This is a genomic window from Plantactinospora sp. KBS50 (assembly GCF_002285795.1).
In the GTDB taxonomy this organism is placed as follows: Bacteria; Actinomycetota; Actinomycetes; order Mycobacteriales; family Micromonosporaceae; genus KBS50.
Window position 1 is genome coordinate 851,178 of sequence record NZ_CP022961.1, and the last position, 24,318, is coordinate 875,495.

The 24,318-nt window shown below is 72.0% G+C and carries 25 protein-coding genes, 4 tRNA genes and 1 pseudogene; 26 read left to right on the forward strand and 4 right to left on the reverse strand.

The window, feature by feature from the left end:
- Nucleotides 1-26 precede the first annotated feature (26 nt).
- Entirely contained in the window at nt 27-347 is a 321-nt protein-coding gene (locus CIK06_RS03880; RefSeq protein ID WP_095563658.1) for a hypothetical protein, read from the reverse strand.
- A 46-nt stretch (nt 348-393) separates the two neighbouring features.
- On the opposite strand from CIK06_RS03880, the gene CIK06_RS03885 reads away from it, so the two are divergent.
- Nucleotides 394-909, forward strand: a complete 516-nt coding sequence (locus CIK06_RS03885; RefSeq protein ID WP_095567547.1) for an NADH-quinone oxidoreductase subunit B — start codon at nt 394-396, stop codon at nt 907-909.
- A 93-nt stretch (nt 910-1,002) separates the two neighbouring features.
- Here the strand turns inward: CIK06_RS03885 and CIK06_RS03895 are convergent, their stop codons facing one another.
- On the reverse strand, nt 1,003-2,049 hold the full coding sequence (locus CIK06_RS03895) for a glucose 1-dehydrogenase (protein ID WP_095563659.1): 1,047 nt from the start codon (nt 2,047-2,049) through the stop codon (nt 1,003-1,005).
- A gap of 90 nt (nt 2,050-2,139) precedes the next feature.
- Between CIK06_RS03895 and CIK06_RS03900 the strand changes: the two are divergent.
- The 9 genes and pseudogenes from CIK06_RS03900 to htpX all read left to right on the forward strand — a co-directional run.
- A pseudogene (locus CIK06_RS03900) lies at nt 2,140-2,754 on the forward strand (NADH-quinone oxidoreductase subunit C); the annotation flags it as partial.
- Between the two features lie 167 nt (nt 2,755-2,921).
- Nucleotides 2,922-3,884, forward strand: coding sequence for a complex I subunit 1 family protein (locus tag CIK06_RS03905; protein ID WP_095563661.1), 963 nt, complete (start codon nt 2,922-2,924; stop codon nt 3,882-3,884).
- 286 nt (nt 3,885-4,170) lie between these two features.
- Nucleotides 4,171-4,740 carry an NADH-quinone oxidoreductase subunit I gene (locus CIK06_RS03910; protein WP_095567548.1) on the forward strand — a complete coding sequence of 190 codons (570 nt, stop codon included), beginning with the start codon at nt 4,171-4,173 and terminating at the stop codon, nt 4,738-4,740.
- Nucleotides 4,737-5,240, forward strand: coding sequence for an NADH-quinone oxidoreductase subunit J (locus tag CIK06_RS03915; RefSeq protein ID WP_095563662.1), 504 nt, complete (start codon nt 4,737-4,739; stop codon nt 5,238-5,240). The genes CIK06_RS03910 and CIK06_RS03915 overlap by 4 nt, the downstream gene beginning before the upstream one ends.
- A complete protein-coding gene (nuoK, locus tag CIK06_RS03920) occupies nt 5,237-5,644 on the forward strand; it encodes an NADH-quinone oxidoreductase subunit NuoK (RefSeq protein ID WP_095563663.1) in 408 nt (135 codons plus the stop codon). The genes CIK06_RS03915 and nuoK overlap by 4 nt, the downstream gene beginning before the upstream one ends.
- The gene (locus CIK06_RS03925; protein ID WP_095563664.1) at nt 5,641-7,551 is read left to right on the forward strand and encodes an NADH-quinone oxidoreductase subunit L; all 1,911 of its coding nucleotides are present in this window, start codon (nt 5,641-5,643) and stop codon (nt 7,549-7,551) included. Before nuoK ends, CIK06_RS03925 begins: the two co-directional genes overlap by 4 nt.
- Complete coding sequence (locus CIK06_RS03930) at nt 7,548-9,116, forward strand: NuoM family protein (protein ID WP_095563665.1); 1,569 nt, start codon at nt 7,548-7,550, stop codon at nt 9,114-9,116. Before CIK06_RS03925 ends, CIK06_RS03930 begins: the two co-directional genes overlap by 4 nt.
- The gene (locus tag CIK06_RS03935; protein WP_095563666.1) at nt 9,113-10,684 is read left to right on the forward strand and encodes an NADH-quinone oxidoreductase subunit N; all 1,572 of its coding nucleotides are present in this window, start codon (nt 9,113-9,115) and stop codon (nt 10,682-10,684) included. The genes CIK06_RS03930 and CIK06_RS03935 overlap by 4 nt, the downstream gene beginning before the upstream one ends.
- A gap of 102 nt (nt 10,685-10,786) precedes the next feature.
- Nucleotides 10,787-11,668: a zinc metalloprotease HtpX gene (htpX, locus tag CIK06_RS03940; RefSeq protein ID WP_095567549.1), complete on the forward strand. Its 882-nt coding sequence runs from the start codon at nt 10,787-10,789 to the stop codon at nt 11,666-11,668.
- A gap of 144 nt (nt 11,669-11,812) precedes the next feature.
- On the opposite strand, the gene CIK06_RS03945 is transcribed toward htpX, so the two are convergent.
- A complete protein-coding gene (locus CIK06_RS03945; RefSeq protein ID WP_095567550.1) occupies nt 11,813-12,307 on the reverse strand; it encodes a YajQ family cyclic di-GMP-binding protein in 495 nt (164 codons plus the stop codon).
- Between the two features lie 231 nt (nt 12,308-12,538).
- Here CIK06_RS03945 and CIK06_RS03950 point away from each other — a divergent pair.
- Nucleotides 12,539-12,619 (forward strand) — tRNA-Tyr (locus tag CIK06_RS03950).
- 663 nt (nt 12,620-13,282) lie between these two features.
- On the opposite strand, the gene CIK06_RS03955 is transcribed toward CIK06_RS03950, so the two are convergent.
- Nucleotides 13,283-13,660: a hypothetical protein gene (locus CIK06_RS03955; RefSeq protein ID WP_232534004.1), complete on the reverse strand. Its 378-nt coding sequence runs from the start codon at nt 13,658-13,660 to the stop codon at nt 13,283-13,285.
- Between the two features lie 457 nt (nt 13,661-14,117).
- Here CIK06_RS03955 and CIK06_RS03960 point away from each other — a divergent pair, with 457 nt between their 5' ends.
- The 15 genes from CIK06_RS03960 (at nt 14,118) to rplL (ending at nt 24,238) form a co-directional block, all read left to right on the forward strand.
- The gene (locus CIK06_RS03960) at nt 14,118-16,670 is read left to right on the forward strand and encodes a bifunctional diguanylate cyclase/phosphodiesterase (protein WP_095563667.1); all 2,553 of its coding nucleotides are present in this window, start codon (nt 14,118-14,120) and stop codon (nt 16,668-16,670) included.
- 161 nt (nt 16,671-16,831) lie between these two features.
- Nucleotides 16,832-16,904 (forward strand) — tRNA-Thr (locus tag CIK06_RS03965).
- Between the two features lie 26 nt (nt 16,905-16,930).
- Nucleotides 16,931-17,003: transfer RNA gene (locus CIK06_RS03970), tRNA-Met, on the forward strand.
- 160 nt (nt 17,004-17,163) lie between these two features.
- On the forward strand, nt 17,164-17,331 hold the full coding sequence (rpmG, locus tag CIK06_RS03975) for a 50S ribosomal protein L33 (RefSeq protein WP_095563668.1): 168 nt from the start codon (nt 17,164-17,166) through the stop codon (nt 17,329-17,331).
- 210 nt (nt 17,332-17,541) lie between these two features.
- Nucleotides 17,542-17,988: a MaoC family dehydratase N-terminal domain-containing protein gene (locus tag CIK06_RS03980; RefSeq protein WP_095563669.1), complete on the forward strand. Its 447-nt coding sequence runs from the start codon at nt 17,542-17,544 to the stop codon at nt 17,986-17,988.
- Nucleotide 17,989: 1 nt separating this feature from the next.
- Nucleotides 17,990-18,397: a MaoC family dehydratase gene (locus tag CIK06_RS03985; RefSeq protein WP_095563670.1), complete on the forward strand. Its 408-nt coding sequence runs from the start codon at nt 17,990-17,992 to the stop codon at nt 18,395-18,397.
- 192 nt (nt 18,398-18,589) lie between these two features.
- A tRNA-Trp gene (locus tag CIK06_RS03990) sits at nt 18,590-18,662 on the forward strand.
- A gap of 120 nt (nt 18,663-18,782) precedes the next feature.
- A complete protein-coding gene (secE, locus tag CIK06_RS03995) occupies nt 18,783-19,160 on the forward strand; it encodes a preprotein translocase subunit SecE (protein WP_095563671.1) in 378 nt (125 codons plus the stop codon).
- Between the two features lie 37 nt (nt 19,161-19,197).
- A complete protein-coding gene (nusG, locus tag CIK06_RS04000) occupies nt 19,198-19,935 on the forward strand; it encodes a transcription termination/antitermination protein NusG (RefSeq protein ID WP_095563672.1) in 738 nt (245 codons plus the stop codon).
- Between the two features lie 131 nt (nt 19,936-20,066).
- Nucleotides 20,067-20,498: a 50S ribosomal protein L11 gene (gene rplK / locus CIK06_RS04005; protein WP_095563673.1), complete on the forward strand. Its 432-nt coding sequence runs from the start codon at nt 20,067-20,069 to the stop codon at nt 20,496-20,498.
- 98 nt (nt 20,499-20,596) lie between these two features.
- Complete coding sequence (gene rplA / locus CIK06_RS04010) at nt 20,597-21,313, forward strand: 50S ribosomal protein L1 (protein ID WP_095563674.1); 717 nt, start codon at nt 20,597-20,599, stop codon at nt 21,311-21,313.
- An 82-nt stretch (nt 21,314-21,395) separates the two neighbouring features.
- Complete coding sequence (locus CIK06_RS04015; protein WP_095563675.1) at nt 21,396-22,136, forward strand: ATP-binding cassette domain-containing protein; 741 nt, start codon at nt 21,396-21,398, stop codon at nt 22,134-22,136.
- Nucleotides 22,137-22,191: 55 nt separating this feature from the next.
- Nucleotides 22,192-22,887 carry a hypothetical protein gene (locus tag CIK06_RS04020; RefSeq protein ID WP_095563676.1) on the forward strand — a complete coding sequence of 232 codons (696 nt, stop codon included), beginning with the start codon at nt 22,192-22,194 and terminating at the stop codon, nt 22,885-22,887.
- A gap of 325 nt (nt 22,888-23,212) precedes the next feature.
- On the forward strand, nt 23,213-23,767 hold the full coding sequence (rplJ, locus tag CIK06_RS04025; RefSeq protein ID WP_095563677.1) for a 50S ribosomal protein L10: 555 nt from the start codon (nt 23,213-23,215) through the stop codon (nt 23,765-23,767).
- A gap of 84 nt (nt 23,768-23,851) precedes the next feature.
- Complete coding sequence (gene rplL, locus CIK06_RS04030) at nt 23,852-24,238, forward strand: 50S ribosomal protein L7/L12 (RefSeq protein WP_095563678.1); 387 nt, start codon at nt 23,852-23,854, stop codon at nt 24,236-24,238.
- The last annotated feature ends 80 nt before the right edge of the window (nt 24,239-24,318 follow it).

Genomic DNA, 24,318 nt, shown 5'->3' on the forward strand with positions numbered 1-24,318 from the left:
GGCCGCCGCGCGCACCGGGTAGTCGATCAGGCGTACCGGATGCGGAATTCGTATTCGTTGTCCGCGGGGTGCAGATCCGGCCAGGGCTCGTCCTGTTCGTTGTACCGGTCCAGTCGCAGCACCGACGACGACGGGTCGCCGTCGGTGGACTCCGCCGCGCGGCGGAAACCGAACGTGTACGTCCGCTGTTCGCCGGCGGCGATCCCGGGCAGCAGACAGGTCTGCGCGGGGTACGGGTCGGCGGGCCGCCCCTGCCAGCAGGCCGACCAGTCGCCACCGTCGGGCGTGCCCAGCCCGCCGGAGAAACGGTCCGGCCGGCGGCGTACGTTGCGTCGATCGGCGAACAACCGCGGTGGGTTAGGGTCGAATCGGGAACAGCGGGAGGGAGTGGCCGTGCAGCTGCCGCAGGTGCTCGGCGAGCCGATCCGGTTCGTGTTGAACTGGGGGCGGCGCTATTCGCTCTGGGTGTTCAACTTCGGCCTGGCCTGCTGCGCCATCGAGTTCATCGCCACCAGCATGGGCCGGCACGACTTCATCCGGCTCGGGGTGATCCCGTTCGCGCACGGTCCGCGGCAGGCCGACCTGATGGTGGTGTCCGGAACGGTCACCGACAAGATGGCCCCGGCCATCAAGCGGCTGTACGACCAGATGCCGGAGCCGAAGTACGTGATCTCCTTCGGCGCCTGCTCGAACTGCGGCGGCCCCTACTGGGACTCGTACTCGGTCACCAAGGGCGTGGACCAGATCATCCCGGTCGACGTGTACGTCCCCGGCTGCCCGCCCCGGCCGGAGGCGCTGCTGCACGGCATCCTGCGGTTGCAGGAGAAGATCGCCGGCGAGCGGTCCGGACTCGGCGGCGTATCCCGCCCCGACGCGCTCACCGCTCCGCTGGTCCGGCCGCCCGACTGACCACGGCCACGGCCACGGCCGCGGCCACAGCCGCGACCGCGACGGCGACCACGACCACGACCACGGCCGCGGCGCGCCGGCCGGAACGGCCGGTCAGCTCGCGAATTCGAGTACGACCTTGATCTCCCCACCCGAGGCGGCGAACGCCTCTTCGTACCGGTCGACCGGTACGCGGCGGGTGATCAGCGACGACAGCCATTCCGGGTCGGCCCTCGCCAGCGCCTCGGCGGCCAGCTGCCAGTGCCGCCGGTTGGCGTTGACCGAGCCGAACACCACGTTGTTCTCCAGCACCAGCGCCCGGTTCAGCGCCCCGGCGTCGAAGTCGATGCTGCGGCCGCCGCTGGACACGCCGGTCAGGCAGACGATGCCGTTGTTGCCGGCCCGGCACATCGCGTCCAGCACCACCGACGGCGCGCCGGTGCACTCGATCACGATGTCCGGCTCGAAGTCGAGGTCGGCGACGGTGCCGGCGTGGTAGGACCCGCCGAGCGCCTGCACCAGCGCCGGCTTCGGACCCTCGGTGACCAGGTCCAGCACGTGCACGTCCAGGCTGCGCTGCGCGGCCAGCAACGCCGCCAGCAGGCCGATCGGCCCGGCCCCGGTGACCAGCACGGTCCGCGGGTCCCAGGCCGCCCGCCGGCCGATGCGCTCGATGTGCTCCCACGCCTTGGCCACCACGCTGGCCGGTTCGAGCAGCACGCCGATCCGGGCCAACGACGGGTCCAGCCGTACGGCGCAGGACGGCTCGATCCGCCACCGGTCGCGGCCGAAGCCGGGCAGCCCCTTGATGCCGTGTTCGGTGTACCGGTCGTTGCGGCACATGTCCCACTCGCCGACGGCGCAGTTGGGGCAGGGCAGCGGGTCGGCATGGCGGACGATCCCGGCCACCAGGTCACCCGGGCGCAGGGTCCCGGTCGGGTCCTCCAGCACCCGTCCCAGCGACTCGTGACCGAGCACGAGTACGTCGCTGCCCGGCTGGGCCTCGCCGTACCTGCCCTCGATGATCTCGTGGTCGGTGCCGCAGATTCCCAGGGCGAGTGCCTCGACGAGCACCGCGCCCTCCCGGTGTGGAGGTTCGGGGAAGTCGGCGTCCAGCCGTAACGAACCGGCCGTGCCCGGGACGATGGTGATGGCGCGCACGGGCTCACCTTTCCCGGGCTGCGGGGTTTCACGCGTCCCGGCGCCACTTCGGTGCGGGTCGGCGTTCCCGACACGCCCTAGGATCGGCACATGACTCCGGAGGAGATCGGCGCCCGGCTGGTGGAACTGCTCGTCGACGGCGCCGGCTCCGCGCCCGAGGGTACGGTCCGCGGCGGGGTCTCCGGCGGTCAGGCGTACGCGCGGGCCACCGTGGACGTACCGGCGCAGCGCTGGCGGGAGGCGGTGCTTGCCGCCCGGGACGACCCGGAGCTGGCCTTCGACTTTTTCGACTGGCTGTCGGCGGTGGACGAGCTGACCGACGGCTTCGACGTGGTCGCCCACCTGTGGTCGACCCGGCACCGGCACGGCGCGCTGGTCCGCGCCCGGGTCCCGCGCGACGCGCCCGAACTGCCGTCGGTGCGGGACATCTATCCGGGTGCCGACTGGCACGAGCGGGAGACGCACGAGATGTTCGGGATCGGCTTCACCGGCCGGGACGGCCTCGCGCCGTTGCTGCTGCCGCCGGAGTTCGAGGGCCACCCGCTGCGCAAGGAGTTCGTGCTGGCCTCGCGGGTGGCCAAGCCCTGGCCGGGGGCGAAGGAGCCGGGCGAGTCGGAGTCCGGGGCGGCCCGCCGGCAGCCGATGCGCCCGCCCGGGGTACCGGCTCCGGGGCAGTGGGGACTCGCGGCGGCCGCGCCCGCCGGTCCGGCCCGACGCCCGGGAACGGCCCGACCGGCGCGACCGGACCGCCCGAGCCGGTCGGCGCGGCCGGACGGCTCGGCGAGCCCCGCGCGGCCGGACGGTTCGGCGCGGCCCGGCGCCGCTCCGGCGGAACCGGCGGACGGCCCGCACGACGGTGAGGAGGGCGCCTGATGCCGGTCTGGCTGGAGCTGGTCCTGCGGGTCGTGTGCGTGCTGGCGGCATTCCTGACCCTGCCGCTGGTGGTGGGGCAGGCCGAACACAAGGTGATGGCGCACATGCAGGGCCGGCTCGGCCCGATGTACGCGGGCGCGTTCCACGGCTGGGCGCAGCTCATCGCCGACGGCGTGAAGTTCGTGCAGAAGGAGGACGTGACGCCCAGCGGCGCGGACCGGCCGGTGTTCCGGCTGGCGCCGGTGATCGCGCTGCTGCCGTACCTGCTGGCGCTGCTGGTGATCCCGCTCGGCCCGCACGGCCTGGTCGCGCAGCCGCTGGACGTGGGGCTGTTCTTCGTGCTCGCCGTGGTGGGCATCGGCGTGGTCGCGGTGCTGATGTCGGCCTGGGCGTCGGCCAACAAGTACAGCCTGCTCGGCGGCCTGCGCGGGGCGGCCCAACTGCTCGGCTACGAGCTGCCGCTGGTGCTCGCCGCGGCCAGCGTGGCGATGGCCGCCGGCACGCTCAGCCTGCCCGGCATCGTCGAGGCGTGGCGGCCCTGGTGGCTGCTGTGGCAGGCGCCCGCGCTGGCGGTCTTCTTCGTGGCCGGGCTCGCGGAGATCCGCCGCCCGCCGTTCGACATGCCGATCGCCGACTCCGAGCTGGTCTTCGGCTACCTCACCGAGTACACCGGCCTGCGGTTCGCGTTCTTCCTGCTCGCCGAGTACGTCGGGATCGTGGTGATCGCGGCGCTCACCACCGTGCTGTTCCTGGGCGGTTGGCGCGGGCCGTTCGGCGACGAGTACCTCGGTTGGCTGTGGACGCTGCTCAAGTTGTTCGCGGTGGCGTTCGTGGTGATCTGGTTCCGGGTCTCCTACCCCCGGCTGCGCGAGGATCAGCTCCAGCGGCTGTGCTGGCTGGTCCTCGTGCCACTGGCGCTGGCCCAGCTCGTGCTCACCGCGGCGGTCCGGCTGATCTGGTGATCGTGCCGGCGCCGCGCGGCGCCGGCCTCGGATTCGGACGCCGGCCGAGCCGCCGACTCGATCGCGGCATCACGCACGGTGACCCCAATGGTCGCGACAAAACTTTTGACCGCCATACCTGAGGGTCATAAAAATGACCCTCAGGTATGGCCGCGAAAAATGTGACCGATCCCCGCCCGGCGTCCCACATCCCCGCGGCGTGATCCGGGCGATGGGCAGGTCCACCGGCGATGGTCTGGTGGATCCGGGTGGGGGGTGGTCGCGCGCGCCGCTCGAAGAGGGCAGGATGAACGGCATGGGCGTGCCGGGAGAGGGACTCGCGAAGGGGTTGGCGATCACCCTCAGGACGATGACCCGGCGATCGCACACCCAGCAGTACCCGGACGTGCAGCCCGAGCTGCCGCCCCGGTCCCGGGGTGTGATCGCGTTGCTGGAGGAGAACTGCACGGTCTGCATGCTGTGCGCCCGCGAGTGCCCCGACTGGTGCATCTACATCGACTCGCACAAGGAGGAGGTCGAGGTCCCCGGCGCGGCCCGGCCCCGGCAGCGCAACGTGCTGGACCGGTTCGACATCGACTTCTCGCTCTGCATGTACTGCGGCATCTGCATCGAGGTCTGCCCGTTCGACGCGCTCCACTGGTCGCCGGAGTTCGAGTACGCCGAGTACGACATCCGCGATCTGCTGCACGACAGGGAGCACCTGGGCGAGTGGATGGCGACCGTGCCGCCGCCGCCCGCGCACGACCGCAACGGCGAGCCGGCCAAGGAGGAGACCGCCGCCGCGCGCCGGGCCTCCACCCCGGCCGGGCGGGGTGTACCGCCGCCGGGAGGCGCCGGCGAAGGCGCGGCCGGATGACCGGCGTGGATGTGCTGCTGCTGGCCCTCGGCCTGGTGGCGACCGGCGCCGGTGCCCTGGTGGTGAGCAGCCGGCACCTGGTCCGGGCCGGGCTGCACCTGGTGGTCTGTCTCGGGGCGGTCGCCGGGCTCTACCTGGTGCTCGGCGCGGAACTGGTGGCCTGGGTGCAGATCCTCATCTACGTGGGCGCGATCGTGGTGCTGTTGCTGTTCGCCGCCATGCTCACCCGGGCACCGATCGGCGCCTCGCCCGAGCACGACCGGCCCGGGTGGGCGGCCGGCCTGGTCGGCGGCGGGGTCGGGCTCGGCCTGGCCGTGCTGCTTGTCGACGCGTACCGGTGGACCGCCGTCCCGACACCGCCGGCCGGCACCGCGGAGCGGCTGGGCGCGGAGATCTTCCGCGGCTGGGTGCTGCCGTTCGAGGCGCTGTCCATCCTGCTGCTGGCCGCGCTGGTGGGCGCGATCGTGGTGTCCCGGCCCGAGATCGGCGGCCGCCGGTGAGGCCGGTCATCCCGTACGTCACCGCGGCGGCGCTGTTCGGGCTCGGCTCGTACGGCGTGCTGCGCCGGCGCAACGCGGTGCTGCTGCTGATGGCGGTCGAGCTGATGCTCAACGCGGTCAACCTGATCCTGGTCACCGCCGACGCCACGGTCCGGACCGCGGTGCCGGCCGGCGGCCAGGTCTTCACGCTGTTCGTGATCGTGCTGGCCGCCGCCGAGGTCGGGGTGGGGCTGGCGATCGTGCTCCAGCTCTACCGGCTGCGCGCGGACGTTGCCCTGGACACGGTACGCCTGGACGGTCCGGCGCAGGACGTGGTGCGGCTGCCGCCGGACGACGAAGCGTCCGACCCGGATGCCGCGCCGGCGGGTCCGGACACCGCCGTTGCGGGGATGGTGCCGCGGTGAGCCGGTCCGTGCTGCTCGGCGCGCTGCTGCCGGCCGTACCGTTCGGGGTCGCCCTGGTCGGGCTGCTGCTGCCGCCGTCGCCCCGCGGCCTGCCCTCCGGCGCGCTGGCGGCCCGTTCCCGGGCCGTGCCGATCGCGCTCGGCGTGGCCGGCGCGGCGGTGTCGCTGGTGGTGTCGGTCTGGCTGCTGGCCACCCTCACCGGACCGGTCGACGCCGCGGTGCGGTGGGTCGACCTGGGTGGGCTGACCGTGCGGCTCGGGCTCCGGCTCGACCCGGCCGCCGCGCTGGTCGCGGTCGCGGTGTCGGCCGTGGCGCTGGCCGTCCAGGTGTACTCGGTGGCGTACCTCAAGCGGGACGGCGACGACGTCGACCACCGGTACGCCCCGTACGCCGCCCAGATCAGCCTCTTCACCGCGGCCATGCTGCTGGTGGTGGTGGCCGGCGACCTGATCATGCTGCTGGTCGGCTGGGAGGTGATGGGCCTCTGCTCGTACCTGCTGATCGCCCACGACCGCCGGCTGCCCGAGGCGCCCGCCGCGGCGATGAAGGCGTTCCTGGTCACCCGGGTGGGCGACGTGGGCTTCCTGCTCGGCATCGCCCTGCTGGGCGTGGGCGCCGGCAGCTTCCGGATCGCCGACGTGCTGGCGCACGACTACTCCACCGGCACCCTTACGGCGGCCGGCCTGCTGCTGCTGGCCGGGGTGGCCGGCAAGAGCGCCCAGTTCCCGCTGCACACCTGGCTGCCGGACGCGATGGCCGGTCCCACCCCGATCTCCGCGCTGATCCACGCGGCCACCATGGTGGCGGCCGGCATCTACGTGGTGACCCGGCTCTACCCGCTGTTCCTGGCCGCCCCGGTGACCCTGGCCGTGCTCGGGGTGCTGGCCGCGGTGACGCTGCTGCTGGGCGCGCTGGCGGCCACCGCGCAGGACGATCTGAAACGGGTGCTCGCCTGGTCGACCGTGTCGCAGCTCGGCTACATGGCCGGGGCGCTGGCCGTGGGCTCGCCGGCGGCGGCGCTGTTCCACCTGCTCACCCACGCCGCGTTCAAGGCGCTGCTGTTCCTCGGCGCGGGCGCCGTGATCCACACGATCGGCAGCACGCTGCTGCCGGCGATGGGCGGGTTGCGGCGCAGCATGCCGGTGACGTTCTGGTCCATGCTGGTCGGGCTCGGCGCGCTGGCCGGGGTGCCGCCGCTGTCCGGCTTCTGGAGCAAGGACGGCATCCTGGTGGTGGCCGAGGAGGCCGCGCTGCACGGCGGCGGCCCGGCCGGCGCCCGGGTCGGCTGGCTGGTCTGGCTGGCCGGGCTGCTCGGCGTCGGGATCACCGCCTGGTACGCCACGCGGCTGCTGCTGCTCACCTTCGCGGGCGAGACCCGCAGCCCCGCCGCGCACCCGCACGACCCGCCGCCGGCGATGCGCTGGCCGATCGTGCTGCTGGCGGTGCCGGCCGCGCTGCTCGGACTGGCCGGCTTCGCCGGGCCGTTCGTGCGCCGGCTGTCCAACCCGGCCGCCGACCTGGTCGCCCTGGGGCCGGGCGTGCTGCTCCCGCTGGCGCTGCTGGCGGCCGGTGCCGGCGGAGCCTGGCTGGCCTGGCGCCGGGACCCGGCCACCGACCCGGCCGCCGCGCTGGGCCGGCTGCGGCCGCTGTTCGCCGCCGGCTTCCGGCTGGACGACGTGCAGGACCTGCTGGTGGTACGCCCCTGCCGGGCGCTGGCCCGAGGGGTGCGCCGCGGCGACGAGGCGGTGGTCGACGGCGCGGTCGAGGGCACCGGCCGGGCCACGCTGCGGATCGGCGGCGGGCTCGGCGCGCTGCACCGGGCCGGGCTGCCCCGCGCGGCCGCCGCCGTACTGGCCGGCGCCCTGCTGATCGGCCTGGCCGCCGCGGTGCTGGGCGGTGCCGCATGACCGCCGGGCAGCTCGGCCTGATCGCGGTGCTCGCCCTGCCGGCCGCCGGCGCCGGCGCCGTGTTCGCGGTGCCGGCCCGCGCCGACGCGGCGGCCCGGATCCTCGGTACGGCGTTCGCGGCCGGCACGTTCGTGCTCACCGTCCTGCTCGGCGTCCACGGCCCGACGGGCTGGTTCAGCTACAGTGCCGGCCCGCCCGCGGTGCTGCCCTGGCACAACCTCGACCTGCCCTGGGTGCCCGGCCTGGACCTGCGGTTCCACCTGGGCGTGGACGGCATCTCCTATCCGCTGGTCGTGCTGACCGGCCTGCTCACCCTGCTGTGCTGCGCGTACACCGTGCGGCACGCGCCGGCCCACCGGCCCGGTCGGGGGCTGGTGGCGCTGCTGCTGGTCATCGAGACCGGCATCCTGGGCACCTTCCTCGCCCTCGACCTGGTGCTGTTCTTCCTGTTCTTCGAGGTCGTGCTCCTGCCCATGTACGCGGTCATCGCGGGCTGGGGCGGCGACGCCGCCATGCCGCGCCGCTACGCCGATCACCTGCCCCGGCCCGGCACCGGGCCGCAGCGGGCCGCGGCCCGCAAGTTCGCCCTGTACACCCTCTTCGGTTCGGTGCTGCTGCTGGTCGGGGTGTTCACCGTGGTGACCGCCGCCGGCACCGCCGACATCGTCGCGCTCACCGGTGGGACCGGGCTGTCCCGCACCGTCCAACTGGTCGCGTTCACGCTGTTCGCCCTGGCGTTCGCCGTGAAGAGCCCGCTCTGGCCGCTGCACACCTGGCTGCCCGACGCGCACACCCAGGCGCCCACGGTCGGCAGCGTCATCCTGGCCGGCGTGCTGCTGAAGATGGGAACGTACGGGCTGATCCGGATCGGCGTGGGGGTGACCCCGCTGGGCGTGGGCTGGGCCGGACCGGTGCTGGCCGTCCTGGCGGTGGCGGCCATCCTGGTCGGCGCGCTGGTGTGCCTCGCCCAGGACGAGCTGAAGCGGCTGATCGCGTACTCCAGCGTGGGACACATGGGCTTCGTGCTGCTGGGCATCGCCACCGGCACGGCCACCGGCATCAGCGCGGCGCTGGTCGGTAACGTGGCGCACGGCATCATCACCGGCCTGCTGTTCTTCCTGGCGGGCGGGCTGAAGTACCGCGCCCACACGGGCGCGCTGGCCGACCTCGGCGGGCTCCGGGAGACCTCGCCCCGGCTGGCCGGGCTGTTCGGCTTCGCCGCCGTGGCGTCGCTCGGGCTGCCCGGGCTGGCCGGCTTCTGGGGGGAGGCGTTCGCGGTGGTCGCGGCGGTCCGTCGCGGCGGCGCACTCTGGCTGACCCTCGCGGTGCTGGCCGCGATCGGTGGCGCGCTGACCGCCGCGTACCTGCTGCGGCTGCTCCGGCGGGTCAGCCACGGCCCGGCCACGCCGGCGCTCGCCGGACTCGACCCACGGATCGCCGGCGGGGAGTGGCTGGCCTGGTCACCGCTGGTGCTGCTGGCGCTGGTCGTGGGGTTGGTGCCGGCCCTGGTGCTGGGCATCGCCGACGAGCCGGTGCGGGCCCTGGTGACGGCGGTGTCCCGATGAGCGGCATCGACCATCTCGCGCTGCTGCCCGCGTACCTGGCGGCCGGCACCGCGGTGCTGGTGCTGCTGGTGGACCTCGCGCTGGCCCGGTGGCTGGCGACGCTGCTGACCGCCGCCGCCGGGACGGTGGCGACGGCCGTGGTGGCGTCGCTGGCCGGTCGCGGCGCCGGCCGGGCTACGTTCTGCCGGGGCGAGGACTGCTCGTACCTGTTCACCGGCCGCTCGGCGCTGGTGGCGGCGCTGTTCGCGCTGCTCACCCTCGGCGTGCTGGCGCTGTCCGCGCCGCTGCTGCGGTCCGCCGCGGTACCGGCCGGGGAGTACTGCTTCCTGCTCGCCTGCTCGATGACCGGCGGCGTGGTGCTGGGCTCGGCCGCCGACCTGATCACCCTGGTCGTGGCGCTGGAGACGCTGACCCTGCCGCTGTACGTGCTGGTGGCCGCCCGCCGGACCAGCCGGGCCGGTGCCGAGGCGGCGGTGACGTTCTTCGTGGTCAGCGTCGTGGCCAGCGCCGTGACGCTGCTCGGCGCCGCGCTGCTGTACGCCGGCACCGGGCGGCTGCACCTCAACCAGCTCGGCCCGGCGTTGACCGGCGACCTGCCGGCGGCCCGCGTGCCGCTGGCCTCCGCGGCCGTGGCGCTGGTGGTGCTCGGGCTGGCCTTCAAGGTGGCGGCCGTGCCGTTCCACGCCTGGGCGCCGTCCACCTACGACGGCGCGCCGCTGCCGGTGGCCGGCTACCTGTCCACCGCGTCCAAGCTGGGCGGGGTGGTGGCGCTGCTGGCGGTGACCACCAGCGCCGACCCGACCGGCGGGAGCCTGCCGGCGGTGCTCGGCGCTGCCGGCTCACCGGCCCTGCCGGTGCGTACCACCGGTCCGGTGCTGGCCGTGCTGGCGGTGCTCACGATGACGGTGGGCAACCTGGTGGCGCTCCGGCAGACCCGGATGGTCCGGCTGCTGGCCTGGTCCTCGGTGGCCCAGGCCGGGTACTTCCTCGCCCCGCTGGGCGCGCTTGCCGTACACCCCGAGCCGGGTGCGGCCCGCGGGCTGGCCGGTGCCGTCCTCGCGTACGCGGTGTTCTACGTCCTGCTGGAGTTCGCGGCCTTCGCCGCGGTGGTGGCGCTGCGGCCGGCCGGCGCCGACGGCGGCCCGATCGCCGGCTACCGCGGCGCGGCCCGACGGCATCCGCTGGTCGGGGCCGCCTTCGTGCTCGCCCTGGTGGGGCTGGCGGGTCTGCCACCGGGATTGGCGGGGTTGTTCGCCAAGGTGGTCGTGGTCCGGTCGCTGCTGGTGGGCGGGGCGGGCTGGCTGGCCGTGGTGGTGGCGCTGAACGCCGTGGTCGGGCTCGCGTTCTACCTGCGGGTGGCGGCGACCCTGTACGCCCCCGCGGTGTCCGGCGCCCCCGTGGCGTCCGGGCGGCCGGCGGCCTCCGGGCGGTCGGGGGTGTCTCCGGGGCCGGCGGCGCCTCCGGCGCGGCCGGGCTGGGCCGTCGCGGTGGCGCTGGCGGTGGCCACCGGGCTGATCATCGTGCTCGGGTTCGCGCCGCAGCTGGTGCTGGACGTCGCCGGCCGCTGAGTATTCAGCCAGTTCTCAGCAATATCCGGATGATGGAGGGGTACCGGGAGTGTTGTAGCGGTTGGCGGGCCGGAGTTCGGTCCGCGCACCGAAGGAGTGATCGTGCACAGCCACCGAAACGGTCTCAAAACGGCCGCTTTGCTCGGCCTGCTCACCGCCCTGATCCTCGGCGTCGGATACTGGTTCGGCGGTAGCGCCGGCCTGATCATCGCCGTGCTCATTTCGCTGGTCATGAACGGCGTGACCTACTTCTTCTCCGACAAGCTGGCGCTGCGCTCGATGCGCGCACAGCCCGTCAGCGAGGCGGAGTTCCCCGCGCTGTACCAGATGGTGCGGGAACTGGCGACGGCGGCGAACCAGCCGATGCCCCGGCTGTACGTCAGTCCGACGATGCAGCCGAACGCCTTCGCCACCGGCCGCAACCCGGCCAACGCGGCGGTCTGCGTGACCCAGGGCATCACCAGGATCCTCGACTACCGCGAGCTGCGTGGTGTCATCGGGCACGAGCTGTCGCACGTCTACAACCGGGACATCCTGATCTCCAGCGTGGCCGCCGGGCTGGCCGGGATCATCACCGCGCTCGCCCAGCTCATGTGGTTCATCCCGCTGGGCGGCGGGGACGACGAGGACTCGCCGAACCCGGCCGTGCTGCTGGCCATGCTGATCCTGGGTCCGATCGCGGCGACCATCATCCAGCTCGCGATCAGCCGGAGCCGGGAGTACCAGGCGGATGCCTCCGGGGCCGCGCTGACCCGCGACCCGATGGCGCTGGCCAGTGCCCTGCGCAAGATCCACATGGGTACCCAGCAACTGCCGCTGCCGGCCGATCGCCAGCTCACCAGCACGGCGCACCTGATGATCGACAACCCGTTCCGGGGTGGCGGCCTCAGCGCGCTGTTCTCCACCCACCCGCCCATGGAGGAGCGGGTGCGGCGGCTGGAGGCCCTGGCCGGCAACTCGGGTCCGATCCAGTACATGCACTGAGCGGGTAGCACGCCGTACCCGCCCTGCCAGCCCTGAGTCGGGGTGGCGCCGACCGGGCGCCGCCCCGACTCGTCGGTACGTCGGGTGCCTCACCCGGGCCGGGTGAGGCACCCGACGTACCTCTCGTCGCCGGCCGCGCGCGGCCTAGCGGTAGTTGGTGAACTGGAGCGCCACGCCGAAGTCGGCGGACTTGAGCAGCGCGATGACGGCCTGGAGGTCGTCCCGCTTCTTGCCGGTGACCCGGAGCTGGTCGCCCTGGATCTGGGCCTGCACGCCCTTCGGGCCCTCGTCCCGGATCTTCTTGCTGATCGCCTTGGCCTTGTCGGCGGCGATGCCCTGGAGGACCTTGCAGTCGATCCGGTAGACCTTGCCGGACTGCCGGGGCTCCCCGCAGTCCAGCGACTTGAGCGAGATGTTGCGCTTGACGACCTTCTCCTTGAAGACGTCCAACGCCGCCTTGGTGCGCTCCTCCGTCTCCGCCTGGAGGGTGATCGCCTCCTCCCCGGCCCAGGAGATCTCCGCTCCGGTTCCGCGGAAGTCGAAACGCGAACCAAGCTCCTTCTCCGCTTGCCGCAGGGCGTTGTCCATCTCCTGCCGGTCGACCTTGCTCACGATGTCGAACGACGGGTTCGCTGCCATGATCATGCTCCTGAGGTATGGATGGTTCGGTCCGGTCTCCGGCCACCGGCGCAACCGGCGCCGCGCCCGGGAGCCCGACCCCGGTCTGACCCGGTTTCCGGCCTGCCGGCCGCTGGTGTCCGATGCCGCCCGAGGTCGGCACATCCTGCCGACGGTACCCGGTTGCGCCGGCACCGGGGACAACCGCTATCCTTGCTTCCGCTGCCGCGCCGAGGTGCGGTGGCACGCCCAGGCGGGTTGCCCGAGCGGCCAATGGGAGCGGACTGTAAATCCGTCGCGAAAGCTACAGAGGTTCGAATCCTCTACCCGCCACGCCTGCGCAAAGCGGCCCCCGACCAGCACGAAAGCCGGTCGGGGGCCGCTTTCGTGGTTTCGCCCGGCTCCGGCGGCCCGGTTGCGTCCCGCCGGCTGTGTCGCATATGTGTCGCAGAGATCGTCGGGAGGCTGGTGCGACCGGCGGGGTGTCGTCGTTGGTTGCAGTGGGTGACTGACCGGTCAACCCAGCCGGCGGCTCGTCGACCAGCGCCCGTGCCGCTCGGCTCCGCTCCGCGGCCGCCCACCGCCGGTGCCCGGGCGCCGTCCGGTCGGCGCGTACCGCCGCCCTCCGGCGCGACCGGCCGGGTCGCCCCGCCGGCCGCATCCGTGCGCTCCGGAACATTCTTTGCAAGGGCTGAGGAAATGGTCGCGGCCGTGCTGCGGTCGGTCCGCCCGGTCCCCTTTGTGCGAGTGGTGGGTCATCGGCCGTACGGCGTGCCCGGCTCGGGTCCGTCCCGGTTTCCGGGGGATTTTCCGAGGAAATGCATCCCGCTTCGCGAAGTAATTCCATTGCTTCCGAGAGTCACCTCGGAGGGTCGTGTCGAAACGCGAGGGCGACGGCTAGCTAGACATGCATCAATGCGATTCATCTCGATGTAGCGGTGGGTCGCCGGGCGGTGCCACCCGGGTGTCCGCCGGGCACGCGACGGGGTCCACCGGTCAGCCGTGCCGGGTGGTCGGGTCCTGGCGGAGCCGGTCGAGAAAGTCGGCGCAGGCGTCGGCTTCGGTGGGAAAAACCCGAAGGGCGGTCTTGCTGCTGGAGGCCGTGTAGTAGACCTCCCAGCCGGCCGGTACGTGATCGATCACGTAGCAGTGACCGATGCCCTCGCCGCCGTACAGCCGGTAGCAGTCGGGCCGGAAGCCCTCCTGGGGTAGCAGTGTCTCCAAGTCGGCGCGCGTCCTGGCGTCCCGATCCACCATGCCGGTCATCATGACGGGTGAGCCGTCGCTGCGCTGGGCGGCCACTCCGGCCATTTTTACGACGCCCGATTTTTCCCCAAAGAAGATCTTGCCCTGATATGCCAGAGGTGAAGGCATTTGATACTGCTGGCGTTATCTGGGGTTCTTTGTAGGTTACATCTGATCTTACTGGCTACCGCAACCGCGACCTAAGGTGAATTTAAAGGTAATGGGGCCGCCTGGGGGATGTCCTGCCTGCCAAACGGGCGGATCTGTCCGCTGGGACAGTGAACAGGGCCCGCTCCGGCTTTGCCGCTGCTTTCCACTGTGGCACCATCATGGAACCTCCACCGTTGTATCAACCCCTCGCTCAGCTCGTTGATAGGAGCCATCGATGTGTACTCGACGGCTTGGCCGGTTCATCGGCGTCGCCATGACGCTCACGGCAATGGTCGCGTTGGCGGCTTTTGTCGTTGGCAGTCCCCAACTGCTCGGGGTCGACTGGACCGCGAGCTTCGGAACCCTGCTGATTCCGTAACACCCCCACGACCTTCGTAGCCGGCGCACGCTGACAGCCCCGGCAGGCGGGAGGCTGATGCGATCCCGTAAACTGCCGGGGCGAAACTCGGAGCGGGCCTGGCTGATCACGGGACCGCTGGCGGCCTTGGCCGTGCTGTCCTGTGTTCTGCTCGGTGTGCTCGGCTCCAACCGGTCGGGCTGGTGGAACGACGCCGCGCCGTTCGCACGGATGGTGCTCTTCGTCGCGCTGCTGGCCGCCCTCGTGCTGGCCAGCATCCCGACGCTGCAGCTGGTGGTCCGCCGGCAGGGCATGACGGTGTCGATCACCGAGATCCCGATCGTGCTCGCCCTGCACTATCTGCCGCCGCTGCTCGTGGTGCTCCTGGTCACGTTCGCGACCCTGATGATCCAGGTTCGTCGGCGGATGAGTCGGGTGAAGCTGTGGTTCAACGTCGCCAACTCGGCGGCGGCGATCTCGCTGGCCAGCCTCGTTCTCGCCCAGTTGCCGGCGGACGCGGGAGTCGGTCCGGTGACCTGGGCGGTCCTGTGCGTCGCACTGGCCGTCTACACCCTGGTGACCGTGTCGGCCGTGAGCGGCGTGATCGGTCTGCTCCAGGGCTGGCAGGCCGGCCGCGAGGTGCTCGGAACGGCCCGGCTCGTCCTGGTCACGCTGGGTCTCAACACGGCCGTCGGCCTGGTGATCCTGCTCGCCCTGGACGCGACCTGGTGGTCACTGCTGCCGCTCACGGCGCTCGCCGCCGCACTGGCACTGGTCTACCGCTCGTACGCGACCTCGCTGCGCCAGCACCGGATGCTCGAGGACATGTACGAGCTGACCCGAGCCATGACGGAGAGTGGCCAGGACGGCACGCTGCCGGACGCGATGCTGGGTCGGGTCCGGGCGCTCATGCAGGCCGAGTACGCGACGCTGTGGCTGCCGGCCCAGGGCCGGCACCCGGAGGTGCTGCTCTCGGCCCGGGTGGACGACTCCGGGCTGCTGGACGTGGCACCGATCCCGGCGGCCGTGCGTAAACGGGCCATCCAGGAACGCCGCACGCTCGCCATCGGCAGTCGGCTGGAGGGCGGAGACCGGCTCCGGACGATGCTGCACGGCACCGACGTCAAGGACGCGCTCGTCGTACCGTTGCGGTCCGGCTCGGCCATGATCGGCACGCTCGAGGTGGTGAACCGGCTCAGCGACGTCGGGCACTTCCGCCCCGGCGACGTACCGGTCTTCGAGACGGTGGCCGCGCACACCGCCGTGGCCCTGGAGAACTCCCGGCTGGTCGACCGGCTGCGCTTCGACGCGTACCACGACGGGCTGACCAAGCTGCCGAACCGGCGGCGGATGACCGCGGCGCTCGGCGAGGCCGTGCAGATCCGGGCCCCCGACGAGGTCGTGGCAATCCTGCTTTTCGACGTGGATGACCTGCGCCGGGTCAACGAGACGCTCGGGCACGCGGCCGGCGATCAGGTGCTGGTCGAGGTCGCCGAGCGGCTGCGCAGATCCGCCCCGTCGTCGTCGCTCATCGGGCGGATCGGCGGCGACGAGTTCGTGGTCCTGCTGCGGCTCGACGACGCCGACGCCGCGCTCGACCTGGCCGCGCGGCTGCGCGAACAGATCCGCGACAAGATGGTGTTCGGCGAACTGACCCTGGACGTGGACACCGTGGTCGGGGTGGCGCTGCACCCGGACCACGGCGGCGACGCGCACACGCTGCTCCAACGGGTCGACCTGGCCGCAACGGCGGCCAAGGCGGTACCCGGCGGCATCCAGTTGTTCAGTCCGATGCTCGAATCCCGCTCGCTGCACCGGCTCAGCCTGGCCACCGACCTGCGCCGCGCCCTGGACCAGGGCGAGTTGGAGGTCTACTTCCAGCCGAAGGTGACGCTGCACGACCGGCGGCTCGTGGGCGTGGAGTGCCTGGCCCGCTGGGAGCACCCGGCGCACGGCGCGGTGGCGCCGGAGGACTTCGTCGCGGTGGCCGAACACACCGGCCAACTCGGCCGGCTCACCGAGGTGGTGCTCCGGGAGGGCCTGCGACGCAGTCGTGACTGGCCGGACCAGCAGCAGCCGCTCAACATCGCGGTCAACCTGTCGGCCCGGTCGCTGGCCGACCCGCACTTTCCGGCCCTGGTGGACGGCCTGCTGGCCGAGTACGGCGTACCCGCCGAACGGCTCACGCTGGAGATCCGCGAGTCGGGCGTGCTGGACGGCACGGACCGGCCGGTGCCGATCCTGCGCCGGTTGCGCGAGATCGGGGTACGGCTCTCCGTCGACGACTTCGGCACCGGCTACGCCTCACTGCTGTACCTGCGCCGGCTTCCGGTGCACGAGGTGAAGGTCGACCGGTCCTTCGTGCAGGGCATGGCGACCGACCCGGTCGACCTGGCCATCGTGAACGCCGTGGTGACGCTGTCCCAGCAGTTCGGCCTGGCCGTGGTCGCGGAGGGCGTGGAGAGCGAACTGACGCTCGAACTGCTCCAGGACATCGGCTGCCAGATCGCCCAGGGCTTCCTGTTCAGCCGGCCGCTGCCGTACGAGCGGCTGGCCGCCTGGGTGGACGCGCAGTCCGAGCCGGAACCGCTGACCGCCGCGGACGTCCGGAGGCTGCGGGCGGTGCCCTGAAACCGCCCTCGGAACGTCCCTGACCGGGGCTGATGCGTCCCTGGTCCGGTGCTGTCCGGCTTCGGCATCGGGGAGGGTCCGGCGGACCGGGGATCCGATTTCACCTCCCGGGCGGCGCCGTGTACTCTTACCCCTGCGCGCCTCCCAGGGAGATCGCGCAGGCCCCCTTAGCTCAGTCGGCAGAGCGTCTCCATGGTAAGGAGAAGGTCTACGGTTCGATTCCGTAAGGGGGCTCAGAGGGTTCAGCTGGACCCGTTCACGGCGGTGTAGCTCAGTTGGCAGAGCAAGCGGCTCATAATCGCTGTGTCGCCGGTTCAAGTCCGGCCACCGCTACTCTCGGGCGCCGGGCCGATCCCGGCGAACACACCGTTCGGACCCTGGTCCGTTCGGCCCGATGCGAGGGGCGCCACAGGCGCCCACTTTGCGTGTCTGCGTGGCAAGCGTCTACGCTGATATGCCGAGTTCAGACCGTTAGCGAGGAAGGCGCCCCGCCGTGGCCAAGGCGACCGACATCCGTCCAAAGATCACTTTGGCGTGCGTGGAGTGCAAGGAGCGCAACTACATCACGCGCAAGAACCGCCGGAACGACCCGGACCGCATCGAGCTGAAGAAGTTCTGCCCCCGGGATGGCAAGCACACCCTGCACCGCGAGACCCGCTGACGTTGCCGTTCGGCCTCCGGGCCGATCCGCGGCTTCGGACCGCCGCTTCGGCGTCGACCACCATGGTCGTCCGCCGGAGCGGCGTTTCCGCGTCTCCCACCCACCCACCCACCCACCCACGCGGGCGCGCGGGCGCGGAACCCCCACAGCTCACCCCACGCCCAGCCCGGCGCAACCGCGCCCCCGAACCGGGCGTGTAGGTTCGCGGGCATGCCCTTGGACCCTTCCTACGTCGGGCGGAGTTACCCGCCCACCGCGCCCTACCAGGTGGGACGCGAGAAGATCCGCGAGTTCGCCACGGCGATCGGCGCCACCGACGAGGCCCATCACGATGTCGACGCCGCGCGGGCGCTCGGCCACGCCGATCTGGTCGCGCCGCCGACGTTTCCGATCGTGATCTCGATGGCATCCGGGAACCAGGTCTTCACGGATCCCGAACTCGGCCTCGACTACAGCCGGGTGGTCCACGGCGACCAGCGGTTCGTCTACGCCCGGCCGATCGTCGCCGGCGACGAGCTGGTCTGCGTGAGCGGGATCGAGGAGATCACCAGCCGCGGCGGGCACGACTTCCTGACCACCCGCTCCGAGCTGTCCACGGTCTCCGGGGAGCCGGTGGTCAGCGTCTGGTCCAAGATGGTCGTACGGGGGGAGGGCTGAGATGGAGCTGCCGACCAGGACGTTCCGGATCACCCGGGCGGATCTTGTCCGGTACGCGGGCGCGTCGGGTGATTTCAACCCGATCCACTGGAGCGACCGAGTGGCCACCAGGGTGGGTCTGCCGGGGGTCATCGCCCACGGCATGTTCACGATGGCGCTGGTCGGGCGCGCGGTGACCGGTTGGGCGGGCTCGCCGGACGCGGTGCTGGACTACAACGTCCGGTTCACCCGCCCGGTCGTGGTGCCGGACGACGACGAGGGCACCGAGATCGAGGTGAACGCCACCGTGCGCGAGGTGACCGGGGACGGCCGTACGGTGCTGGACCTGACCGCGACCTGCCGGGGCGAGAAGGTGCTGGCCCAGGCTCGGGCGACGGTCCGCACCCCGGACCGGGGAGCCGAGGACTAGAGAGCCGAGTCGATCATCACGGGGGACCGGACCGCCCTCGGACCTGCCGGCGGAGCGGGCACGGGGACACGATGCGGATCCGGGGGCGGTACCGGTTGGGAAAGTCGCGGCGCTACCCGTACACTGGTCCGCCGTGGGGCCGTGCGACCCCCGCTCAGGCATGCGCGTCCGGGCGGGATGGACGACCCGCAGAGGGGTGTAGCTCAATTGGCAGAGCAGCGGTCTCCAAAACCGCAGGCTGCAGGTTCAAGTCCTGTCACCCCTGCGCCTTGGGCCTGACCGTGCCATCGGGGGTCGGAGTTCCGCCGGCCATCGTCGGGACGGCGGTTCATAAGCAGTGTGCGTCACCGACGTACCAACCCATCACCCCGCGACGGAGGGCGAAATGGCCGACAGCAATCGGCGTGGCGAGGACGCTGCGGACGAGCGTGACGACCAGGTGACCGACGACGTCGTCGAGGGCGACGAGGAGGACGAGCCGGTCTCCCGTGGTGGCACGGCCACCCGGGCGCGGAAGCGGGCCGAGGCGGCGGACAGCCGACCGAAGGCCAAGTCCGAGACCGGTCGGGTGGGAATCTTCGGCCGGTTCGGCAGGTTCTTCCGTGAGGTGGTCGCCGAGCTACGTAAGGTCATCTGGCCGACCCGGAACGAGCTGCTGACCTACACCGCGGTGGTGGTGGTCTTCGTGGCCGTGGTCCTGGCCATCGTGACCGGCCTGGATTTCGCCTTCGGTAGGGGCGTCCTCTGGGTCTTCGGCGGCTGAGAGCCGATCCCGCTGATAGTGACGGAAGTGAGCAAGCGTGCCTGAATACGACGAGACCGCCCAGTCGACCGACGACCAGTCGCCGGTGGCGACGGCGACCGGTGACGAGTCGGTCGGTGACGAGTCGGTCGGGTCCGCCGGCGAGCTGGACGTCGCGACCGGTCCGGAGTCCGACGAGGAGTTCGACCCGGTGGCCGAGCTGCGGCAGAAGCTGCGCTACGCCCCCGGCGACTGGTACGTCGTGCACTCGTACGCCGGCTACGAGAACAAGGTGAAGACCAACCTCGAGACCCGGATCACCAGCCTGGACATGGAGGAGTTCATCTTCCAGGTCGAGGTGCCGACCCGGGAGGAGGTCGAGGTCAAGAACGGCAAGCGCCTGCAGGTGCAGAACAAGGTCTTCCCGGGCTACATCCTGGTCCGGATGGACCTCACCCCGGAGTCGTACTCCTGTGTGCGGAACACGCCCGGGGTCACCGGCTTCGTGGGCGCCACCGACCGGGCCGACCGGCCGGCGCCGCTGTCGCTGGACGAGGTGCTCAAGTGGCTCGTCCCCGCGGTGCAGACGGCCGAGCAGAAGAAGGCGAAGCCCGAGGTCAAGGTGCTGGACTTCGAGGTGGGCGACTCGGTGACCGTCACCGACGGCGCGTTCGCGTCGCTGCCGGCCACGATCTCGGAGATCAACGCCGACCAGCAGAAGCTCAAGGTCCTGGTGTCGATCTTCGGCCGCGAGACGCCGGTCGAGTTGAACTTCAACCAGGTCGCCAAGATCTGATCCGCGCCGACCTCGGCGAATCGGCGGCCGTCGGGCTGCGTTACCCTAGAACGTCGCCCGCGACGCGCTCGACCGTGCCCGCCGCGGGCGTCATCAGGTGCACATTCACCAGATCAAGCCCAGGAAGAGACATGCCTCCGAAGAAGAAGCTCGTCAAGACGTTCACCCTCCAGCTGCCGGCGGGCCAGGCCACCCCGGCGCCGCCGGTCGGTCCGGCGCTCGGCCAGCACGGCGTGAACATCATGGAGTTCTGCAAGTCGTACAACGCGCAGACCGAGTCGCAGCGCGGTGACATCGTGCCCGCCGAGATCAGCGTGTACGAGGACCGGACCTTCACCTTCGTCCTGAAGACCCCGCCCGCCGCCCGCCTGCTGATCAAGGCGGCCGGTGTGGCCAAGGGCTCCGGGGTGCCGCAGCAGGACAAGGTCGGCGCCGTGACCCGCGCCCAGCTGCGGGAGATCGCCGAGAAGAAGATGGCCGACCTCAACGCGAACGACCTGGACCAGGCCGAGAAGATCATCGCCGGTACCGCCCGGTCCATGGGCATCACCGTCAAGGACTGATTCCCTCGCGGTCCGCGGGTGACCGGGGACCGACTTTCCCCCACGTGGGAGGGCGCGCAACGGCGTGGCCCGACATCAACCACAGGAGCACAGCAGACATGCAACGCAGCAAGAGCTACCGCAAGGCCGCCGAGGCCATCGACAAGGACCGGCTGTACACGCCGGCCGAGGCCGTGAAGCTGGCCAAGGAGACCACCACCGCCAAGTTCGACGCCACGGTCGAGGTCGCGATGCGCCTCGGCGTCGACCCGCGGAAGGCGGACCAGATGGTCCGCGGCACGGTCAACCTGCCGCACGGTACGGGCAAGACCGCCCGGGTGATCGTCTTCGCGGCGGGCGCCAAGGCCGACGAGGCCGTGGCCGCCGGCGCCGACGAGGTCGGCACCGACGAGTTGGTCGCCCGGATCCAGGGCGGTTGGCTGGACTTCGACGCGGCCATCGCCACCCCGGACCAGATGGCCAAGATCGGTCGGATCGCGCGGATCCTGGGCCCGCGCGGTCTGATGCCGAACCCGAAGACCGGCACCGTGACGATGGATGTCACCAAGGCGGTGCAGGACATCAAGGGCGGCAAGATCACCTTCCGGGTGGACAAGCACTCCAACCTGCACCTGATCATCGGCAAGGCGTCGTTCTCCACCGAGCAGTTGCTGGACAACTACATCGCCGTGCTGGAGGAGGTGCTGCGGGTCAAGCCGTCCGCGGCCAAGGGCAAGTACCTCAAGAAGGTCACCCTCACCACCACGATGGGCCCCGGCGTGCCGGTCGACCCGAACCTGGTGAAGAACCTCCGCGAGGTTCCGGTTCCGGCCTGAGCCACCGGCGACAACGACGAACCGGGGTGCCCCGCCACGTGCGGGGCACCCCGGTTCGTCGTTGCGTGGGACCCTTGCGGGCATGCGGCTGCACGACGTCTGGTTCCGGTACGACCGCCGCGGTCCGTGGGTGCTGCGCGCCGCGTCGGTGCGGATCGAGCCCGGCCGGGTGGCGATCGTGCTGGGGCGCAACGGTGCCGGCAAGTCGACCCTGCTGCAACTGGCCGCGGGCGTGCTCCGGCCGGTCCGCGGGGCGGTGCTGGATCGACCGGGTCGGGTGGGCTGGGTGCCGGAGCGGTTCCCGACGGAGCAGCCGTTCACGGTGCGGCAGTACCTGACCGCGATGGGCCGGATGTCCGGGCTCTCCGCTGCCGCCGCGCCGGTCGCGGTGGACCGGTGGGTCGAGCGGCTGGGGCTGGCGCCGTACCGGGACGTCCCGTTGCCGCGACTGTCCAAGGGCACCGGTCAGAAGGTCGGCCTGGCCCAGGCGCTGCTGGCACCGCCGGGTCTGCTGGTGCTGGACGAGCCGTGGGAGGGGCTGGACGCCCAGGCCCGGGAGTTGGTGCCGGAGCTGGTGGCCGAGGTGCTGGAGGCGGGCGGCAGCGTACTGGTCAGTGATCATCGGGGGGAGACGGCCCGGCTGCCCGGGGCGCGACGCTGGCTGGTGGCGGAGCAGACCGTCCGGATCGAGGAGCCGCCCGAGGGCGGCGGCGTCGCGGTGGTCGAGGTGGTGGTGCCGGCCGCGCGGGCCGCGAGCACCGTGGCGGCCCTGCGCGCCGCCGGGCACGAGATCCGCCGGGTACGCGAGGAGTCCGATCGATGAGCCCGGGGAGCGGCCCGGCGCGGGGGCGCCGTACCGGTGCGCGGGAGGTGGGGCGATGACCGCGCTGCTGTCGATGCGGCTGGCGGCGTTCGTACGCACCGGCCGGGCGCTGGCGCCGCTGCTGGCCGGGCTGCTGATCCTCGGGGTGCTCAACGGTGGCGGCCGGTCGCAGGCCGGCGAGGCGTACGCGGTCTCCTCGGTGGTGCTGTTCCCGGTGCTGGCCTGGCAGACGAAGCTGTTGCTGGACATCGAGCCGGACGTGCAGCGCCGGCTCGCCGTGGTGGCCCTCGGCCGCCGCCGGGAGGCGGTGGCCGGGCTGCTCGCGGCGGCGGCCGTCGGCCTGGTGACGGTGGCGCTCGCCCTGGCCGTGCCGTGGCTGCTCGGCGGGGTGACCCCGCCGCGTCGGGTCACCGACGCCCCGTTGGGGGTGCAGCTTGCGCTGGGTGTCTGGGGTCATCTGGTCGCCGTGCCGGCGGCGGTCGCGCTCGGCGCGCTGGCCAGCAGGGTGTCCACCCGCGGCGCCCTGTCCGGGCTGGTCGTGCTGGCCTGCGGGGTGGTCGGCGCGATCGTGCTGAGCCTGCCGCACTCTCCGCTGGCCTGGTTGGCGCCGCCGCTGATGTCGGCGGCGCGGGTGATGGCGGGCACGGCCGATGGCGTGGGCGTCCGGGTGGCGCTGCTGACCGCGCAGGCGGTGATCTGGACCACAGCCGGGCTGGCCGGCTATGCCGCGCTCCGGCGGCGCCGGGCGTGACGACCCGGGGCGGATTTGGCGGTGTGGCCGCGCGTCCCGTACTCTTGCCGCGAAGTACCACCCAAAGACCGCTGGTCGCCGTGCTCCGGCACGGTCGAAGGCCCCGCCACGGCGGGCGGCCCGCGTAGGGCGGCAAGCGAACACCGGCAGTGCACATGGTCCCGCCGACCATGTTCAGCGGTGCGGTCCGACGATCGCATCCGGCACCGCCCTCCCTCGCCCCGTGCGCCCTGCGCCGGGGCGTTTTCCGTTGTGTGATGGCCGCCGATCATCCGCCCGGGCAACCGGGACGGGGACCAGCACGACGCAACGAGAGAGGAGGGACATGGCGGACAAGCCGGTTCGGGCCGACAAGGCCACGGCCGTCGCCGAGCTCACCGAGCGTTTCCGGGACGCCGGCGCCACCGTGCTGACCGAGTACCGCGGGCTGACGGTTGCCCAGCTGACCCAGCTGCGACGGTCGCTCGGTCGCGAGACCTCGTACACGATCGCGAAGAACACGCTGGCCAAGCGTGCGGCGACCGATGCGGGCATCGACGGCCTCGACACGCTGTTCTCCGGTCCTACCGCGCTCACCTTCGTCGGCGGCGATGTCGTCGAGGCCGCGAAGGGCCTGCGTGATTTCGCCAAGGCCAACCCGCAGCTCGTGATCAAGGGCGGCGTGTTCGAGGGCAAGGCGATCTCGGCCTCCGAGGTCACCCGGCTCGCGGACCTGGAGTCCCGTGAGGTGCTGCTGGCCAAGCTGGCCGGTGCGATGAAGGGCAACCTGAGCAAGGCCGCGGCCCTGTTCCAGGCGCCTCTGGCGAAGACCGCCCGCCTGGCGGCCGCCCTGCAGGACAAGCGCGCGGAGGGGCAGCCTGCGGAGCAGGCCGCCGAGTAGGAGCCTGCGGAGCAGGCCGAGCGGGCGGTCGGAGGCGGGCGCTCGCACCCACCAGCAACAAGATCTTGAGAAAGGACGCCAGACATGGCGAAGCTCAGCACCGACGAGCTGCTCGACGCGTTCAAGGAAATGACGCTGATCGAGCTGTCGGACTTCGTGAAGCAGTTCGAGGAGACCTTCGAGGTCACCGCCGCCGCACCGGTCGCCATGGCGGCCGCGGGCGGCCCGGCCGCGGCGCCGGCCGAGGCCGAGCCGGAGAAGGACGAGTTCGACGTCGTCCTCGAGGCCGACGGCGGCAAGAAGATCCAGGTCATCAAGGTCGTGCGCGAGCTGACCGGCCTGGGCCTGAAGGAGGCCAAGGACCTGGTCGAGTCGGCGCCGAAGCCGGTCCTGGAGAAGGCCAACAAGGAGACCGCGGACAAGGCCAAGGCCAAGCTCGAGGCCGAGGGCGCCAAGGTCACCCTCAAGTAGGGTCGCGCGATCGGCCGGCCGGGGCGGTAGCCCCCGGCCACCGTCGGATGACGGGCGGTGACACCCGATGGGTGTCGCCG

Bases quoted from the DNA above. Each gene is read 5' to 3' on its own strand.
- CIK06_RS03905 (WP_095563661.1), top strand. From the start codon at position 2,922: ATGCCGGTCTGGCTGGAGCTGGTCCTGCGGGTCGTGTGCGTGCTGGCG.
- CIK06_RS03910 (WP_095567548.1), top strand. From the start codon at position 4,171: ATGAACGGCATGGGCGTGCCGGGAGAGGGACTCGCGAAGGGGTTGGCG.
- CIK06_RS03915 (WP_095563662.1), top strand. From the start codon at position 4,737: ATGACCGGCGTGGATGTGCTGCTGCTGGCCCTCGGCCTGGTGGCGACC.
- CIK06_RS03930 (WP_095563665.1), top strand. From the start codon at position 7,548: ATGACCGCCGGGCAGCTCGGCCTGATCGCGGTGCTCGCCCTGCCGGCC.
- CIK06_RS03935 (WP_095563666.1), top strand. From the start codon at position 9,113: ATGAGCGGCATCGACCATCTCGCGCTGCTGCCCGCGTACCTGGCGGCC.
- CIK06_RS03945 (WP_095567550.1), bottom strand. From the start codon at position 12,307: ATGGCAGCGAACCCGTCGTTCGACATCGTGAGCAAGGTCGACCGGCAG.
- CIK06_RS03955 (WP_232534004.1), bottom strand. From the start codon at position 13,660: ATGCCTTCACCTCTGGCATATCAGGGCAAGATCTTCTTTGGGGAAAAA.
- CIK06_RS03960 (WP_095563667.1), top strand. From the start codon at position 14,118: ATGCGATCCCGTAAACTGCCGGGGCGAAACTCGGAGCGGGCCTGGCTG.
- CIK06_RS03980 (WP_095563669.1), top strand. From the start codon at position 17,542: ATGCCCTTGGACCCTTCCTACGTCGGGCGGAGTTACCCGCCCACCGCG.
- CIK06_RS03985 (WP_095563670.1), top strand. From the start codon at position 17,990: ATGGAGCTGCCGACCAGGACGTTCCGGATCACCCGGGCGGATCTTGTC.
- secE (WP_095563671.1), top strand. From the start codon at position 18,783: ATGGCCGACAGCAATCGGCGTGGCGAGGACGCTGCGGACGAGCGTGAC.
- rplK (WP_095563673.1), top strand. From the start codon at position 20,067: ATGCCTCCGAAGAAGAAGCTCGTCAAGACGTTCACCCTCCAGCTGCCG.
- rplA (WP_095563674.1), top strand. From the start codon at position 20,597: ATGCAACGCAGCAAGAGCTACCGCAAGGCCGCCGAGGCCATCGACAAG.
- CIK06_RS04015 (WP_095563675.1), top strand. From the start codon at position 21,396: ATGCGGCTGCACGACGTCTGGTTCCGGTACGACCGCCGCGGTCCGTGG.
- CIK06_RS04020 (WP_095563676.1), top strand. From the start codon at position 22,192: ATGACCGCGCTGCTGTCGATGCGGCTGGCGGCGTTCGTACGCACCGGC.
- rplJ (WP_095563677.1), top strand. From the start codon at position 23,213: ATGGCGGACAAGCCGGTTCGGGCCGACAAGGCCACGGCCGTCGCCGAG.
- rplL (WP_095563678.1), top strand. From the start codon at position 23,852: ATGGCGAAGCTCAGCACCGACGAGCTGCTCGACGCGTTCAAGGAAATG.